Genomic DNA, 16269 nt, shown 5'->3' with positions numbered 1-16269 from the left:
CGGTACGGAAATCCGGACCGCCCCGGGGCTCAGCCGCTGCAGGCTTCCATGCCGCCTTCCACGTTGAAGACCTGGCTGAAGCCGTGCGAGGCGAAGCGCTCGGCGACGCCCCGGCTGGAGATGCCCCGCTGGCAGACGAAGGCGATCGGCGTGTCCTTGGGCAACGCGGCAAATGCGTCGTAGCCCTCGTCCTCGAGGATGCGTGCCTCCGGCAGGGGCGGCAGCATGGCGCGGGCCGCCGCCGGGCGCACGTCGACCAGCGTGAGGTTGCCGTCGGCCAGCCGCTGGCGCAGTTCCTGCACGCTCATGTCATGTACCTGCTGCGCGCCGGGAAACTTCAGGCTGAGGCCCTCGCCCTGCACGGTGGACACCCAGTCGATCACGATGCCCTTGGCGCGCTGGGCGCTGGCCGGGTCGAAATGGATGGTCAGCCCGTTGGACTCGGCCACGATGTCGAAGTCGCCGGCCGGGGCGAGCTGGAAGCCCGCGCTGAAGTCCGGGCCGATCTCCAGGTGGATGACCACACCCTGCGCGTCGGCGGTGCCCTGGCGGATCATCTCGGCGGCCTTGTCGGTGATGGTGATCTCCGGCGGCGTGCGGTCCGGCGGCGCCGCGCCGAACAGGCTGTGCAGCTCACCGCTGGTGTACATCTGGCGGATGATGTCCGAGCCACCGACCAGCTCGCCCTCGACGTAGAGCTGCGGGATGGTGGGCCATTCGCCGAAGATCTTGATGCCCTCGCGGATCGCCTGGTCTTCCAGCACGTTGACGGTGTGGTAGTCGTCCAGCAGCTCGTTCAGCGTATTGGTGGCGGCGGCCGAGAAGCCGCACATCGGCTGCTGGCGGGTGCCCTTCATGAACAGCACCACGCGGTGCTCGCTGAGCAGGGTCTGGATGCGTTCGCGGGTGGCTGGATCGAGGGACATGGACGCGGTTCCGTAGGGGGACATGAGACAGCGGTACATGGTACCGCGCGGGCGGCGGTGCAAGGCGTGCTTGAAAACTGACCGATGGTCACTTATAAATGACCCATGGTCAGTAAAAAGACATGCCCGCTGGGCCGCGGCCGCCGGGCGGTGGACGAAGCGATGAAGGAACGCCGCCGGCGCGACCTGCTCGCCGCCGCGCTGCGCCTGCTCGAGCACCGGCCCTACGAGTCGATCACCATGGGCGCGGTGGCCGCGGCCGCCGATGTGGCCAAGGGCACCACCTACCTGTACTTCCCGACCCGCGAAGCCCTGTTCCTGGCGCTGCTGGCCGAGCACTACCAGGCCTGGTTCGACGCTCTCGACGCCCGGCTGGCGGACGGCGTGCCGACGGCGACATCGTGGGTGGACGCGGTCGCCGACGAACTGTCGGCACGGCCGATGTTCCTGCGCCTGGCCGCACTGCTGCACGTGGTGCTGGAGGCCAACGTGCCGGTGGCCGACGTGCTCGACTTCAAGCGCTCGCTGCTGGCCCGGGTCGCCGCCACCGGCGCGACACTGGACCGCACCCTGGCGTTGGCGCCGGGGCAGGGTACGCGGCTGCTGCTCTGGCTCCAGGCGGTGGCGCCCGGATTGGCGCAGATGGCCGCGCCGGCGCCGGCACTGCACCAGGCCCTGCGCGCCGACGCGGCACTGGCCGGCTTCCTGATCGACTTTTCCACCGAACTGCGCGCCCTGCTGCGGGCACTGATCCGCGGCCTCGAGGCCGCCCGGGAGACTCCACCATGATTTCGTCACTGCACGGCCGGACTGCCCTGGTCACCGGCGCCTCCAGCGGACTGGGCATCGAGTTCGCGCGCGAACTGGCGCGGCGCGGCGCCGACCTCGTCCTCGTCGCCCGCAGCGAGCCGCCGATGCAGGCGCTGGCACGGGAACTGCGCGAGGCCGGACGCACCGTCCACGTCCGGCCGGCCGACCTGTCGGACGCGGCAGCCCGCGAGGCGCTGGCCACCGGACTGGCCGCCGACCGCATTGCCGTCGATGTACTGGTGAACAACGCCGGGTTCGGCGTGTTCGGTGCGTTCGCGGATACGCCGTGGGAACGGCTGGAAAGCATGCTCGCGGTGGACGTGCTGGCGCTGACCCACCTCACCCGGCTGCTGCTGCCGGCAATGCGCGAGCGCGGCTTCGGCCGCGTGCTGCAGGTCGCTTCCACTGGTGCGTTCCAGCCCACGCCGTACTACGCGGCCTACGCGGCGGCGAAGAGCTACGTGCTCGAATTCAGCTATGCCGTGGACGCCGAGCTGCGCGGTACGGGCGTCCGCTGCACGGTGGTGTCCCCGGGCGTCACCGCCACGCAGTTCCTCGACGTCTCCGGGCAGAAAGCCACCTGGTACCAGCGCCTCACGCGCATGCAGGCGCCCGCAGTGGCCCGCGAGGGTGTCGCGGCGATGCTACGTGGGCGCAGCGGCGTCATCACCGGCTGGGTCAATGCACTGATGGCCCAGGGCACACGCTTCATGCCGCGCCGCCTGGCCGCGCGGGTCGCAGGTCAGCTGATGCGCAACTGATCAGGCTGCGGGTCGGAGTTCTTCCAGGCTGCGCTGGCGTCGGGCCAGGGGTGCCAGCGCCAGCGCCGCGGCCGGCGTCGGCAGCACCAGCTCGCGGCTGGCGCGCCCGAGCTGGGTCGGCTGCTCGCTCCAGTGGATCAGCTCCATCGCGCCGGTGTGGTCCTCGACCAGAGCCGTGCAGTGCTCGACCCAGTCGCCGTCGTTGAGGTAGAGCAGCCCGTCCATCTCGCGCACCTGGCCGAAGTGGATGTGGCCGCAGATGTGCCCGTCGAAGCCCCGCTCGCGGGCATCCCCGGCCACGCGCTCCTCGTAGGCGCGGATGTAGGCCAGAGCCTTGCCAACGTGCGACTTCACGATGATCGACAGTGGCAGGTAGGGCAGATCCATCCGGCGCCGCCACGCGTTGACCCGCCGGTTGCTCCAGCAGATGAAGCGGTGCATCGCTTCGCCCAGGTGCAGCATCCAGCCGCGGCCGACGTGCTCGGGGTCGTACTCGTCGCCGTGGCTGACCCGGTAGCGGCGCCCGTCGGCGCCCTCGTGCACCGCATCCAGCGCGATGCGCACGCCGCCGAAGTCCTGGCCGGCCAGCCCGCGCAGGGCGGCATCGTGGTTGCCGGGGATGTAGGTGACCTCGACACCGCGCCGCGCCAGGTCGAGGATCTCGGCGATCACTGCGCCGTGGTCGGCATGCCACCACATGCGCTTGCCCAGCGCCTCCAGGTCGATGATGTCGCCGACCAGGTAGAGCTTGTCGCAGCGGAGCTGGCGGAGGAAGTCGAGCAGGTAGCGCGCCTTGCAGTCGGGCGTGCCCAGGTGCACGTCGGAGATGAAGGCGCTGCGGCAGCGGAGCGTGGCCATGGCGGCGGTTCCCGGTGGTTGCCCGGGGCGCCAGTATTCGTCGCGCGGATCACCGCGCGATGGCGGCGAGGTTGCAGCCCGGTTGCGGCCTCAGGTGGCCAGCGCGGTCCGGGCGGCGGGAGCGATGCGCGCGATCCAGCGGGCGTACTGCCGGGCATCAGGGTGCAGGCCGTCGTCGGCAAGCTCGTCCGGATGGGCGCGCGTGAGGTCGGTGATGTCGACGAACGCTGCCCCCACCGCGCCGGCCTCGGCGCACGCGATGGCGTTGAACCGGTCCAGCGCCGCACCGATCGCCGCGCGGTCGCGTCCCGACTCGCGCGCGAAGCGCGTCACGCCCCAGTCCGGGATCGACACCACCACCACGCGGCCCGCCTGTCCGTCCGCCAGCGCCACCGCCCGCGCGAGCAGGCCGGTGAACTCCCGCCGGTATTCGTCCTCGCCGCGACCGCGGTACTGGTTGTTCACGCCGACCAGCAGGGTCACCAGGTCCCAGCCCGGCGGCAGCGCGGCGGCGTCCATCCCGGCGGCCAGCTCATCCGTGGTCCAGCCGGTCACGGCGACGATGCGCGGTGCCTCCACCGGGATCCCGGCGGTGGTGAGATGGGCGACCAGCTGCACCGGCCAGCGGCCGGCCTCCGGAACGCCCTCGCCGATGGTGTAGGAGTCGCCCAGGGCGAGGAATCGCGCGGCCACCGTCAGGCGACGGCGGCCGCGCGGGCCGGCTGCTCGGCAGCCATGGCAGCGAGCACGCGCTCGATCCGCACGAACACCTCGCGCAACTCGTCCGGCTGCGGCAGCAGGGTGAGGCGGAACTGCCGGCTCGCCGGCACGTTGAAGCTCGCGCCCGGCACCACCAGCACCGACTCCTGCTCGAGCAGGCGCAGCGCGAACGCGCCATCGTCGAACACCGGCAGGCGGTCGGCGCGCACGCCAGGGAACGCGTAGAGCGCACCGTCGGGGGCGGCCAGTTCCAGGTAATCGCTGGCCGCCACGCCTTCGATCACCGCTCGACGCGCTTCGTGCAGCCGCCCGCCGGGCGCGGTCAGCGCCTGGATGGTCGGCGCGCCCTGCAGCGCCGGTACCACCGCCCACTGGGCCGTGGCGTTGGCGCACAGGCGCAGCGCAGCGAGCAGCTGCAGCGCGTCGCGGTACTCCGCCGTGCGTGCCGGCTCGCCGGACAAGCTCATCCAGCCGACCCGATAGCCGCAGGCGCGGTGCACCTTGGACAGGCCGCCGAAGCTCACGCAGGGCACGTCGCCGGCGACCTCCGCCAGCGGCTGGAACACGGCGCCGTCGTAGAGGATCTCGTCGTAGATCTCGTCGCACAGCAGCAGCAGGCGGTGTCGCGCGGCGATCGCCACCAGCTGCTCGAGCAGCTCGCGCGGGTAGACCGCGCCGGTGGGATTGTTCGGGTTGATCAGCACCAGCGCGCGGGTGCGCGGGGTGATCAGGCTCTCGATCTCCGCCGGGTCCGGCTGGTGGCCGTTCTCCGGCAGGCAGCGGTAATAGCGCGGCTTGCCGCCGTTGAGGATGGTCGCGGCGCTCCACAGCGGGTAGTCCGGGCTGGGCAGCAGTACCTCGTCACCCGGCTGCAGCAGGGCGCGCAGACTGATGTCGATCAGCTCGCTGACGCCGTTGCCGATGAACACCCGGTCCATGTCCACGCCGCGCGCGCCCCGGGCGCGCTGCAGGTCGGCGATGGCGGCGCGCGCCTCCTCCAGACCCTGCTCATGGCCATACGCCTCGCTCTCGGTGAGCTTGGCGGCGATGGCTTCGCGCAGGTGGGGCGGCGTCTGGAAGCCGTAGCGGGCCGGGTTGCCGATGTTGAGCTTGATGATCGGCAGGCCTTCGGCCTCCATCTCGCGGGCGCGGCGGGTCAGCGCGCCACGGATCTCGTAGCGCACGTTGGAAAGATGCGGGCTGGGTTTGATCGGGGCCAACGACGTAGGTTCCTGTGCTTTGCTGCACCGGCGCTTGCGGCCGGCGGTGCAGGCATGCTAACAGCGACCGGGCGGCCCGTGTGGGCCAGCCAAGAGTCGGATATCGGCCCGATCGGGGGCCGGGCATAATCGGGCCCCATGAGCGAAGCCACCCTAATCGACCGACTGCGCCATATCGGCTGGCGCGGCGACTCCCTCCCCTCCGGTGGATTGCGGCTGGCCCGCGTGGTGGCCCAGCACCGTGCCGGCTACGAGTTGCACGATGGCGAGCACCTGTTCGGTGCCCAGCCGGCCGGACATTTCCTCAAGCGCGGGCTGGATCCTGCCGAGCGGCCGGCGGTGGGCGATTTCGTCGAGTTCGAGCCGGGATCCCCGCCGCATATCCAGAAGGTGTTGCCGCGGCGCACCGTGCTCTCGCGGGCGGCCGCCGGCGAGCGTTACGAGCGTCAGGTGATCGCCACCAACATCGACTACGTGCTGGTGCTCACTGGCCTGGATGGCGATTTCAACCCATCGAGGATCGAGCGCTACCTGTCGCTGATCGAGGATTCCGGTGCCCGTCCGGTGGTGCTGCTGAGCAAGCTGGACCTCACCGACGATGCGGCCGATCGCGTCGCCGAGTTGCGTGGACGCCTGCCCGGTGAGGTGCCGATGCATGCCATCAACGGCAAGGATCCGGCCAGCATTGCCGTGCTGGCGGAATATCTGCGGCCGGGAGACAGCGCGGTGCTGGTCGGCTCGTCCGGAGCGGGCAAGTCCACGCTCACCAACACCCTGCTGGGTGTGGACCGCATGGCGACCAGTGCCGTGCGCGCCCATGACAGTCGTGGACGTCACACCACCACCCATCGCGCCCTGCTGCAGCTGCCGACCGGTGGCTGCCTGATCGATACGCCGGGCATGCGCGAGCTGAAGCTCACCGGCGACGAGAACCTGGACCTGTTCGCCGATATCGACGAGCTGGCCGAGCTGTGCCGTTTCGCGGACTGCGGCCACGGCAGCGAGCCGGGTTGCGCGGTGCAGGAGGCGCTGGACAACGGCGGGCTGTCCGCCGAGCGCTGGCGCAACTACCTGAAGCTGCGCGACGAGCGCGAAGACCAGGCCGCCACGCTCGAGGCACGCCTGCGCCGCCAGCGCGGCGGCCGGCCGATCGACCGCCCGCATGGCCATCGCGGCCAGCGCGAGCGCGACTGAGCGCGCATCGGCGGCGCGCCTTCATGCAGCGACTCTCCTCCGCGGGCACCGTCTGGTACAAGCGGGCGTTTCCGCTGCTCTGGTTCGGTCTGCTGACCGTCTTCCTGGGGATTGCCTGGCTGCAGCCGGGAGGGGGCGACAAGGTGCCGCCGCCGGTCGTGATGGTCGTCCCGCTGTTCATGATGGGCTTCGGCTATGTGCTGATGCGCAAGCTGGTGTTCGACCTGGTCGACGAGGTCTGGCTCGATGGCGACCAGGTGGTCGTCGTCCAGCGCGGCGAGCGCACGCGCATTCCCTTGCTGCGGATAATGAATGTCAACGCGACCACCATGGTCAATCCGCCGCGGGTCACCCTGATGCTGCGGCAGCCCGACGCGCGGCTGGGTGATTCGGTGAGTTTCGTTCCGGTCGGGCCGCGCGGCCTCTTCCGCAGCTTCAAGCCCAATCCCGTGGCGATGGACCTGATCCGTCGCATCGACGCCCTGCGGCAGCGCTCCGCGTGAATCCGTCGCCACCGGGCATTCCGGAGGGGCTGGCGCGCTACGCCGCGCTCGACCAGCGCCTGCTGGCCGCGGTGCGGCCGATCCGCATCCTGCCTACGGTCGCCTGGCCGGCGTCGCTCGAGGACCGCATGATCGGCGACTACGCGGCCGGCCGGCTGGCCCTGCCGCAGTTGCCTTATGCACCGCCGGACCTCTCGGCGGCCCGTGCGGAGCTGGTGGCGATCGAGCGCGAGGCGGGACATGAGGATCCGCTGGGCGACTACCTCTGTCGCACCGCCGAGTCGTGGCGAATCGCCGCCGAAATGCTCGAGGCGGCGGGTACGGCAGGGGTCACCGCGCCGTCGATCGTGCTGTATGGCCATCCGGGCGACCTGATCCCGGGCAGCAGCAAGAGCAACCTCGACGCCGCCCGCTACTTCGTCGACCTCGCCGACGAACTGGGTGCCGATCTGCTGGCCGACGAGGTCGCCGGGACCATCGCGGCGGAGCAGTTGCGCGGCGACCTCGCGCAGACCCTGGATGGGTTCTTCGGCGCAGGTGTGATTGCGGTGGAAGTGGATCCGGAGCTCACCGCCAAGGCGGCGGCCGGGGCGACCCGCATCCGGCTGCGCGGCGGCACCACGTTCACCGACTACGACCGTCACCAGTTGCTGGCGCACGAGGCTTACGTCCACTCGCTGACTGCCCTGAACGGCCGTGCGCAACCGTTGCTGGCCTCGCTGGCTCGCACCTCGCCGCGGGTCACGGCCACCCAGGAGGGGCTGGCGGTATTCGCCGAGCTGATGTCCGGCGCCATCGACATCTCGCGCCTGAAGCGCATCAGCCTGCGCATCCTGGCGATCGACATGGCCCTGCGCGGGGCGGATTTCGTCGAGGTCTACCGCTTCTTCCTGGAGCGGGGCCAGAGCGTGGCGGACAGCTTCCACTCGGCCCAGCGCGTGTTCCGCGGCGTGCCGCCCACCGGCGGCGCGGCGTTCGCCAAGGACAATGTGTACCTGTCCGGATTGCTCGCCGTGCACACGTTCTTCCGCTGGGCGCTGAGGCAGCGCCGGATGGACCTGCTGCGCCACCTTTTCGCCGGCAAGCTGGCGCTGCACGATGTGATCTCGCTCGAACCGCATTTCACCTCGGGCGCGATCGTCGCGCCGCGCTGGTTGCCGCCGTGGATGCAGCACGTACACGGCCTCGCCGGCAAGCTGGCGTTTTCGCTGTTCGTCAACCGCATCCACATGGGCCGGGTGCAGGCCGAGGAACTGTCGCTGGGCCTGTGACCTGCCGCTCCGGTGCGGCGCCGCACAGCGGCCGGCAAGGATCGCGGTGCTACCATGCGCGCCTCTTCGTCCCCCGGTAAACCGACCCGCTCCCATGGCCAATCCCCCCGAGGAACTCAAGCACGCCGCGCTCGAATACCACCGGCTGTGCCCGCCCGGCAAAATCAAGGTCAGCGCGACCAAGCCGATGGTTACCCAGCGTGACCTGGCGCTGGCCTACTCGCCCGGCGTGGCCTACGCCTGCGAGGCCATCGTGGAGAACCCCAATGCGGCCAGTGAGCTGACCGCGCGCGGCAATCTGGTGGCGGTGATCACCAACGGCACGGCGGTGCTGGGCCTGGGCGACATCGGTCCGCTTGCCGGCAAGCCGGTGATGGAAGGCAAGGGCGTGCTGTTCCAGAAGTTCGCCGGCATCGACGTGTTCGACATCGAGCTCAACGAGCGCGACCCGGACAAGCTGGTCGAGATCATCGCGGCGATGGAGCCGACCTTCGGCGGCATCAACCTGGAAGACATCAAGGCGCCGGAGTGCTTCATCGTCGAGCGCAAGCTGCGCGAGCGGATGAAGATCCCGGTGTTCCACGACGACCAGCACGGCACCGCGATCATCGTCGGTGCCGCGGTGCTCAACGCGCTGGAAGTGGTCGGCAAGAAGATCGAGGACGTGAAGCTGGCCACCGCCGGCGCCGGTGCGGCCGGCATCGCCTGCCTGGACATGCTGGTGGCGCTGGGTCTCAAGCCCGAGAACATCCTCGCCTACGACCGCGAGGGCGTGCTCTACACCGGCCGCGACCACCTCGATCCGGACAAGGCACGCTACGCCCGCGATACCGACAAGCGTACGCTGGCCGACATCGTCGCCGGTGCCGACGTGTTCCTGGGTCTCTCGGCCGGCGGCATCCTCAAGCCGGAGATGGTCGCCACCATGGCCGACAAGCCGGTGATCCTTGCGCTGGCCAACCCGAACCCGGAGATCTCGCCGGCCGACGCCAAGGCGGTGCGGCCGGACTGCATCATCGCCACCGGCCGCTCGGATTACCCGAACCAGGTCAACAACGCGCTCTGCTTCCCGTACATCTTCCGCGGCGCGCTGGACGTGGGCGCCACCGGCATCAACGAGGCGATGAAGCTGGCCTGCGTGCGCGCCATCGCGCAGCTGGCGCGCGAGGAGGCGGCGGACCTGGGCAGCGCCTACGGCGAGGACAATCCCTCGTTCGGTCCGGACTACCTGATCCCGCGCCCGTTCGACCCGCGCCTGCTGGTGATGCTGGCGCCGGCGGTGGCGCAGGCGGCGATGGACTCGGGCGTGGCCACCCGGCCGATCGCCGACATGGACGCCTACCGCGAGAAGCTCGGCCAGTTCATTTACCGCACCAGCCTGATCATGAAGCCGGTGTACGAGCGTGCCCGCGCCGACCGCAAGCGTGTGGCCTACGCCGAGGGCGAGGAAGAGGTGGTGCTGCGCGCGGTGCAGACCGTGGTCGACGAGAAGCTGGCCCACCCGATCCTGATCGGCCGCCCGGACGTGATCGAGGCGCGCATCCAGCGCCTCGGCCTGCGCCTGCGCCAGGGGGTGGATTTCGAGCTCACCAACATCCACGACGACCCGCGCTTCAACGACTACTGGCAGCAGTACCACACGCTGACCGAACGCCGCGGCGTGACTCCCGCCGCGGCGAAGAACCTGATGCGCTCGCGGCACACGCTGATCGCCGCGATGATGGTCGAGCGCGGCGAGGCGGACGCGATGATCTGCGGTCTGGTCGGGCGCTACCACAAGAAGCTCGGCTACCTGCGCAGCGTGTTCGGACTGGACCCGGGCGTGCAGTGCACCTCGGCGATGTCGGCGGTGATCAACGACCGCGGCGCCTGGTTCTTCGTCGACACCCACGTGCAGTGCGACCCGACCGCCGAGCAGATCGCCGAGGCCACGCTGCAGGCCAGTTACCGCCTGAAGCTGTTCGGCATCGAGCCGAAGGTGGCGCTGCTGTCGCATTCCAACTACGGCAGCCACGAGAACGCCAGCGCGGCGAAGATGCGCAAGGTCTACCAGATCCTCAGGGAGCGCTATCCGAAGCTGGAGATGGACGGCGAGATGCAGGCCGACACCGCCTGGGACGAAGTCCTGCGCCGGCGGATGTTCCCGCACACCACGCTGACCGGCCGCGCCAACCTGTTCGTGCTGCCCAACCTCGATGCCGCCAACATCGTCTACAACATGGTGCGGGTGATGACCGACGGCGTCGCGATCGGCCCGATCCTGATGGGCGTGGACAAGGCCGCGCACATCCTCACCCCGGCTTCCACCGCGCGCCGCGTGGTCAACATGACCGCGGTGGCCGCGGTGGATGCGCAGATCCGCGCCGCGCAGGGCGATCGGCGCGGCTGAGCGCCCAGCGCTGCCTGTTCCGGCCCCGGTCGCCCTTACAGTGACCGGGGCCTTTCGTTTCCAATGCGACCGTCAGCCGGGGGCGGCCGGTACCATGCGGCACAGCTCGACCGGATGGGGCGGTGGGCGGCCGTGCCGGTCCCGCTCGAGGTTGGTGGTCACGGGTCGGCAGTCGTCCATCCGGTAGCCCGGCAGGAGCCGTCCGAGCATGTCCTGATCCCGGACGGTGGCATCCGGGCTGAGCAGCGCGTAGCGCGGCCCCTTGTGTGTCCGCACCGCCTGCTCGATCGCGTCATACAGGCGGTAGCCGCGTGTCGCATCAGTGAACCAGTTCAGGCCCACGTAGCGCGCGTCAGGATCGTGCGGCAACAGCGGTGGCAGGTAAGCCAGCGGCATCCCCACCAGCATCACCAGGCTGTGCGCCGGCAGTCTGGGAGCGGTCACCTCGACCGGCTGGTGCGAGAACGGTACGCGACCCCAGTTCGGATAGTGCGTCAGTGCAAGGCAGAGCAATGCGCATGCCCAGATGCCGCGGCGAGCGGCTCTGGAGAAGCCCCCATCGGGATCGGGCCAGGCATGGCGCAGGACGCCCAGCGCCAGCACGCCGGAAAGGGACTCCAGTGGGATCGCGTAGCGCAGGATCGAGAACAGTCCCAGCCATTGCAGGTAGGCCAGCGCCCAGAACGCCGCCAGAAAGCCCAGCGCAGGTGCACCCAGCGGGTCGCGCCTGCTCCGCAGGCGCAGGGCTGGCAGCGCCAGCACCGCAAGAAAGGCCAATGCATAGCGGGGGTCGGCGAACCGCACCTCGGTCACCAGGGCCTGGTTGCGGTGAAGCCAGTAGAACGGATAGGCCAGCCACTGCCCGGGACTGCGGGGCAGGAAGCGCGTATCGGTCATGCTGGCGGCGGGTGCCCAGGGCGAGTGAAACCATTGGTTGAACATCGGGAACGCCGGGTCGCCGATGCTCTGGTACAGATGCCAGCCCCACCATCCGTAGGCCAGCAGGAAGCCGCTGCCGCCGCCCAGTGCCAGCGCGAAGAAGCTGCGTCCGGCGGATCGCCATGGACGCAACGTGGCCGCTGCGGCGAACCCGGCGGCCACCGGATAGACGATCGCCGTCGGCTTGAGCCCCGCAGCCAGCCCGGTACACAGGCCGGCCAGCAACAAGGTTCGCCAGGGTGGCCCGTCGGGTTTGCCGAGCGCGTGCAGCAGCAGCGCGATGCCGGCCAGTACCAGGCAGGCGGTCGGCAGCTCGTTGGTGGTCAGGCCGGTCTGCGATACCGCCATCGTGCCGGTGACGCCGATGGCCACGGCGACCGCGTCGGCCGGGCCGAAGCGTCGTCGCTGCAGGTGCGCGAGAGTGGCGGCAATGCGGAATACCAGAAACGCCAGCAGGCCGAACCACAGCCCCTGCAGCGCCGCCAGCCAGCGCGGAGCATGCTGCAACGGACCGGTTGCCAGCAGGTAGTAAGGCAGATCGAGCGCGGGATTGAACCAGCTCTGCAGCCCCGCCGCGGCGATGTCGATCGCCTCCCGTCCGTTCAGCCAGGCCCAGGCGTTGTACAGGTGATAGTTGCGCAGGTCCCAGCTCGCATCCTGCCCGAGGCACAGGGCGAGCAGGGCGCCGGCGGCGAGGCAGCTGCCGAGCACCCCGGGCCAGCGCTCGTCCAGATGCTTCCGGCGTGGCGCGGTCATGCGGCGTCGGTGGTCGCGGGAAGCCGGTCGCAGGCCAGATAGGCCAGCCATTTTTGCTCCCGCCGCCCGACGGTCACGGTATCGAGGATCAGGCCGCAGGCCAGGAACACCGAGCCGAGCACCACCAGCGAGGCGCACAGGATGGCGGTGGGGAAGCGTGGCACCAGCCCGGTCTGCACGAAGGTGGTGATCAGCGGCACGGCCAGTACCACGGCGGTCGCGACGGCCAGCCCGGCCAGGCTGGAAAAGAACAGCAGTGGCCGGGCGTTCTTGGCCAGCCGCACGATCGTCATCAGGATCCGCCAGCCGTCCCTCCACGTGTTGAGCTTGCTGTGCGATCCGGCCATGCGGCTGCCGTAGCGGGTAGGGACTTCGGTCACCGGCAGTCGCAGCTCGAGCGCATGGACGGCCAGCTCGGTCTCGACCTCGAAGCCGCCGGACAGGGGCGGGCAGGAGCGCACGAAGCGTCGTGAAAACACCCGGTAGCCGGACAGGATATCGCTGAAGGAGCGGCCGAACAGCCACGAGGTAAGGCCGGTCAGCAGACGGTTGCCGAAGCGGTGACCCTGTCGGTAGGCCGTGGCCTCGTCGGTGTGGCGGCTGCCCACCACCATGTCCAGCCCGTCGCTGCGCAGCAGCCCGATCATCGCCGGTGCAGCGGCGGCGTCGTAGGTGGCATCGCCGTCCACCAGCACATAGATGTCGGCCTCGACGTCGGCAAACATGCGGCGCACCACATGCCCCTTGCCCTGCAGCCGCTCCGTGCGCACGACCGCGCCCGCGGCGGCGGCCTTCGCCCGCGTGTCGTCGGTGGAATTGTTGTCGTAGACATAGACCGTGGCCTGCGGCAGGGCCTGCCGGAAGTCGGCGACGACGCGCCCGATCGCCACGCCCTCGTTGTGGCAGGGCACGAGAACGGCGATGGTCGGCGAGACGGGATTTCCCATGTCATTCCCTTGATGGCTGTGTTCCGGCGAGCGGGGAAGTATCGCAAATCCACGAAAACAACCCGCCACCCCTGCTTTCATGCGGGTTTGGACGGCCATCCGCCGGCGTATCGCATTGGCGCGCTGCGTCATTGGCGATAGACTCGGAAGGCTATCGGCCCGTCCGGGCGGCGTTCATACCCCCTACGGCGGCGTATCCCCTGACGCTGCGGAGACCCAATCCCCATGGATCAGCTCGACGACATCCTCCATCAGGACATCGATCCCACCGAAACCAGCGAGTGGATCGAATCGCTCAATGCGGTGATCAGCCATGACGGCACCGAACGCGCGCATTACCTGCTGGAAAAGATGGTCGACTCCACGCGGCGCGCCGGCGGCTACCTGCCGTTCGACCCGACCACCGAGTACGTCAACACCATCGCGCCGCAGAACGAGGCCAAGTCGCCGGGCGACGCCACCATGGAATGGCGCATCCGCACCCTGATCCGCTGGAACGCGATGGCGATGGTGGTGCGCGCCAACCGCAAGCCAGGCGAGCTGGGCGGCCATATCGCCAGCTTCGCCTCCTCGGCCACGCTGTACGACGTGGGCTTCAACCATTTCTGGCGCGCGCCCAGCGCCGATCACCCGGGCGACCTGGTGTTCCACCAGGGCCATTCCAGCCCCGGTGTGTATGCACGCTCCTTCCTGGAAGGCCGCATCGGCGAAGAGCAGATGGACCTGTTCCGCATGGAAGTGGTGGGCAAGGGCCGCGGCCTGTCGTCCTACCCGCATCCGTGGCTGATGCCGGACTACTGGCAGGTGCCGACGGTATCGATGGGTCTGGGTCCGATCCAGGCGATCTACCAGGCGCAGTTCTGGAAGTACCTCGAGCACCGCGGCCTGATCCCGAAGTCCGATCGCAAGATCTGGTGCTTCCTCGGCGACGGCGAGACCGACGAGCCGGAGAGCCTGGGCGCGATCGCGCTGGCCGGCCGCGAGGGCCTGGACAACCTGATCTTCGTGATCAACTGCAACCTGCAGCGCCTGGACGGCCCGGTGCGCGGCAACGGCAAGATCATCCAGGAGCTGGAGGGCGTATTCCGCGGCGCCGGCTGGAACGCCATCAAGGTGGTCTGGGGCAGCTACTGGGATCCGCTCCTGGCGCGTGACACCTCCGGCCAGCTGCGCAAGCTGATGATGGAAACCGTCGACGGCGAGTACCAGGCGTGCAAGGCGTTCGGCGGCAAGTACACGCGCGAGCACTTCTTCAACAAGTACCCCGAGACCGCGCAGCTGGTCGCCAACCTGTCCGACGACGACATCTGGCGCCTGAACCGCGGCGGCCATGACCCGCACAAGGTGTACGCGGCCTACCACCAGGCGGTGAACACCAAGGGCATGCCGACGGTGATCCTGGCCAAGACGGTCAAGGGCTACGGCATGGGTGCGGCCGGCGAGTCGCAGAACCCGACCCACCAGCAGAAGAAGCTCGACGCCGATGCGGTGCGCCACTTCCGCGACCGCTTCAACATCCCGGTGCCGGACGACAAGCTGGCCGACGTGCCGTACTACCACCCGGGCAAGGATTCGCCGGAAGTGCAGTACATGCTCGAGCGTCGCAAGGCGCTGGGCGGATCGCTGCCGCAGCGCCGCCGCAAGGCCGACCAGAAGATCACGGCGCCGGAACTGTCGGCTTTCGAGCAGATCACCAAGGGCTCGGGCGAGCGCGAGATCTCTACCACCATGGCGCTGGTGCGCGGCATGAACCTGCTGCTGCGCGACAAGCAGCTGGGTGAGCGCGTGGTGCCGATCGTCGCCGACGAGGCGCGCACCTTCGGCATGGAGGGCATGTTCCGGCAGATCGGCATCTATGCGCCGTTCGGCCAGAAGTACCGCCCGCAGGATGCCGACCAGCTGCTGTACTACCGCGAGGACATCAAAGGCCAAGTGCTGCAGGAAGGCATCTCCGAGGCCGGCGGCATGGGCGCCTGGATGGCGGCGGCCACCAGCTACAGCATCTCCAACGTGGCGATGCTGCCGTTCTTCATCTACTACTCGATGTTCGGCTTCCAGCGCATCGGCGACATGTGCTGGGCGGCGGGCGACATGCGCGCGCGCGGCTTCCTGGTCGGCGGCACCGCCGGCCGCACCACGCTCAACGGCGAGGGCCTGCAGCACGAGGACGGCCACTCGCACCTGATGTCCGGTGCGATCCCGAACGTGAAGTCCTACGACCCGACCTTCTCCTACGAGGTGGCGGTGATCCTGCAGGACGGCACGCGCCGGATGATGCAGGAGCAGGAGGACGTCTATTACTACCTGACCGTGATGAACGAGAACTACCAGCACCCGGACATGCCGGCCGGTTGCGAGGAAGGGATCATCAAGGGCATGTACCTGTTCCGCGACTGCGGCGTGTCGACCAACGGGAACGGCAAGGGCAAGGGCAAGGCGAAGGCGCCGTGCGTGCAGCTGCTGGGCTCGGGCACGATCCTGCGCGAGGTGATCGCTGCCGCCGAGCTGCTGGAGAAGGATTTCGGCGTGCACGCCGACATCTGGTCCTGCCCCAGCTTCATCGAGCTGCGTCGCGACGGTTTCGATGCCGAGCGCTGGAACCGCCTGCATCCGGAAGCCGAGCAGCGCGTGCCGTACGTCACCGGCCTGCTGCAGGACCGCGCCGGTCCGGTGGTGGCCGCGACCGACTACGTGCGCGAGTTCGCCGACCAGATCCGTGCCTTCATCCCCGAGGGCAAGCGCTACACGGTGCTGGGCACCGACGGTTTCGGCCGTTCGGACACCCGCGCCCACCTGCGCGACTTCTTCGAGGTGGACCGCTACTGGATCGCCCATGCCGCGCTGGCCGCGCTGGCGAAGGATGGCCTGGTCAACGCCAAGGACGTGGCCCGCGCGATCAAGGAGTACAAGCTCGACCCGGAGAAGCCGAATCCCATCACCCAGTGACGGGTTCTTCTCCAGCAAAAAGCCCGCCG

The 16269-nt window shown here is 69.3% G+C and carries 13 protein-coding genes; 7 read left to right on the top strand and 6 right to left on the bottom strand.

Annotated elements, in window-relative coordinates; genetic code table 11:
* Nucleotides 1–29 precede the first annotated feature (29 nt).
* Nucleotides 30–926: a Grx4 family monothiol glutaredoxin gene (grxD, locus tag C693_RS0118100; protein WP_017463696.1), complete on the bottom strand. Its 897-nt coding sequence runs from the start codon at nt 924–926 to the stop codon at nt 30–32.
* Between the two features lie 162 nt (nt 927–1088).
* On the opposite strand from grxD, the gene C693_RS0118095 reads away from it, so the two are divergent.
* Together C693_RS0118095 and C693_RS0118090 are read left to right on the top strand one after the other, a co-directional pair.
* Nucleotides 1089–1715, top strand: coding sequence for a TetR family transcriptional regulator (locus C693_RS0118095; protein ID WP_017463695.1), 627 nt, complete (start codon nt 1089–1091; stop codon nt 1713–1715).
* Nucleotides 1712–2497, top strand: coding sequence for an SDR family NAD(P)-dependent oxidoreductase (locus tag C693_RS0118090; RefSeq protein ID WP_017463694.1), 786 nt, complete (start codon nt 1712–1714; stop codon nt 2495–2497). The genes C693_RS0118095 and C693_RS0118090 overlap by 4 nt, the downstream gene beginning before the upstream one ends.
* Here C693_RS0118090 and C693_RS0118085 read toward each other — a convergent pair whose 3' ends face one another.
* The 3 genes from C693_RS0118085 to C693_RS0118075 form a co-directional block, all read right to left on the bottom strand.
* Nucleotides 2498–3355 (bottom strand): UDP-2,3-diacylglucosamine diphosphatase, encoded by an 858-nt coding sequence (locus C693_RS0118085; RefSeq protein WP_017463693.1) that lies wholly within the window; start codon nt 3353–3355, stop codon nt 2498–2500.
* Nucleotides 3356–3445: 90 nt separating this feature from the next.
* A complete protein-coding gene (locus C693_RS0118080; RefSeq protein WP_017463692.1) occupies nt 3446–4048 on the bottom strand; it encodes an SGNH/GDSL hydrolase family protein in 603 nt (200 codons plus the stop codon).
* A 2-nt stretch (nt 4049–4050) separates the two neighbouring features.
* The gene (locus tag C693_RS0118075) at nt 4051–5295 is read right to left on the bottom strand and encodes an aminotransferase class I/II-fold pyridoxal phosphate-dependent enzyme (protein WP_017463691.1); all 1245 of its coding nucleotides are present in this window, start codon (nt 5293–5295) and stop codon (nt 4051–4053) included.
* 138 nt (nt 5296–5433) lie between these two features.
* Between C693_RS0118075 and rsgA the strand changes: the two genes are divergently transcribed.
* The 4 genes from rsgA to C693_RS0118055 all read left to right on the top strand — a co-directional run bounded on the left by rsgA (nt 5434) and on the right by C693_RS0118055 (nt 10652).
* Nucleotides 5434–6489 carry a ribosome small subunit-dependent GTPase A gene (gene rsgA / locus C693_RS0118070; RefSeq protein WP_017463690.1) on the top strand — a complete coding sequence of 352 codons (1056 nt, stop codon included), beginning with the start codon at nt 5434–5436 and terminating at the stop codon, nt 6487–6489.
* A 23-nt stretch (nt 6490–6512) separates the two neighbouring features.
* Nucleotides 6513–6992: a hypothetical protein gene (locus tag C693_RS0118065; RefSeq protein WP_017463689.1), complete on the top strand. Its 480-nt coding sequence runs from the start codon at nt 6513–6515 to the stop codon at nt 6990–6992.
* The gene (locus C693_RS0118060) at nt 6989–8263 is read left to right on the top strand and encodes a flavohemoglobin expression-modulating QEGLA motif protein (RefSeq protein WP_017463688.1); all 1275 of its coding nucleotides are present in this window, start codon (nt 6989–6991) and stop codon (nt 8261–8263) included. Before C693_RS0118065 ends, C693_RS0118060 begins: the two co-directional genes overlap by 4 nt.
* 94 nt (nt 8264–8357) lie before the next feature.
* Nucleotides 8358–10652, top strand: coding sequence for an NADP-dependent malic enzyme (locus C693_RS0118055; protein ID WP_017463687.1), 2295 nt, complete (start codon nt 8358–8360; stop codon nt 10650–10652).
* Nucleotides 10653–10724: 72 nt separating this feature from the next.
* Here C693_RS0118055 and C693_RS22760 read toward each other — a convergent pair whose 3' ends face one another.
* Both C693_RS22760 and C693_RS0118045 read right to left on the bottom strand, forming a co-directional pair.
* A complete protein-coding gene (locus tag C693_RS22760; protein ID WP_017463686.1) occupies nt 10725–12347 on the bottom strand; it encodes a glycosyltransferase family 87 protein in 1623 nt (540 codons plus the stop codon).
* A complete protein-coding gene (locus tag C693_RS0118045; protein WP_017463685.1) occupies nt 12344–13294 on the bottom strand; it encodes a glycosyltransferase family 2 protein in 951 nt (316 codons plus the stop codon). Before C693_RS0118045 ends, C693_RS22760 begins: the two co-directional genes overlap by 4 nt.
* 225 nt (nt 13295–13519) lie before the next feature.
* On the opposite strand from C693_RS0118045, the gene aceE reads away from it, so the two are divergent.
* Complete coding sequence (gene aceE / locus C693_RS0118040) at nt 13520–16240, top strand: pyruvate dehydrogenase (acetyl-transferring), homodimeric type (protein WP_017463684.1); 2721 nt, start codon at nt 13520–13522, stop codon at nt 16238–16240.
* Nucleotides 16241–16269 lie beyond the last annotated feature (29 nt).

Origin of the sequence: Dyella ginsengisoli LA-4 (assembly GCF_000334915.1) — a bacterium.
Classification (GTDB): domain Bacteria; phylum Pseudomonadota; class Gammaproteobacteria; order Xanthomonadales; family Rhodanobacteraceae; genus Dyella_A; species Dyella_A ginsengisoli_A.
This window is presented reverse-complemented; position numbering and strand designations above follow the sequence as displayed.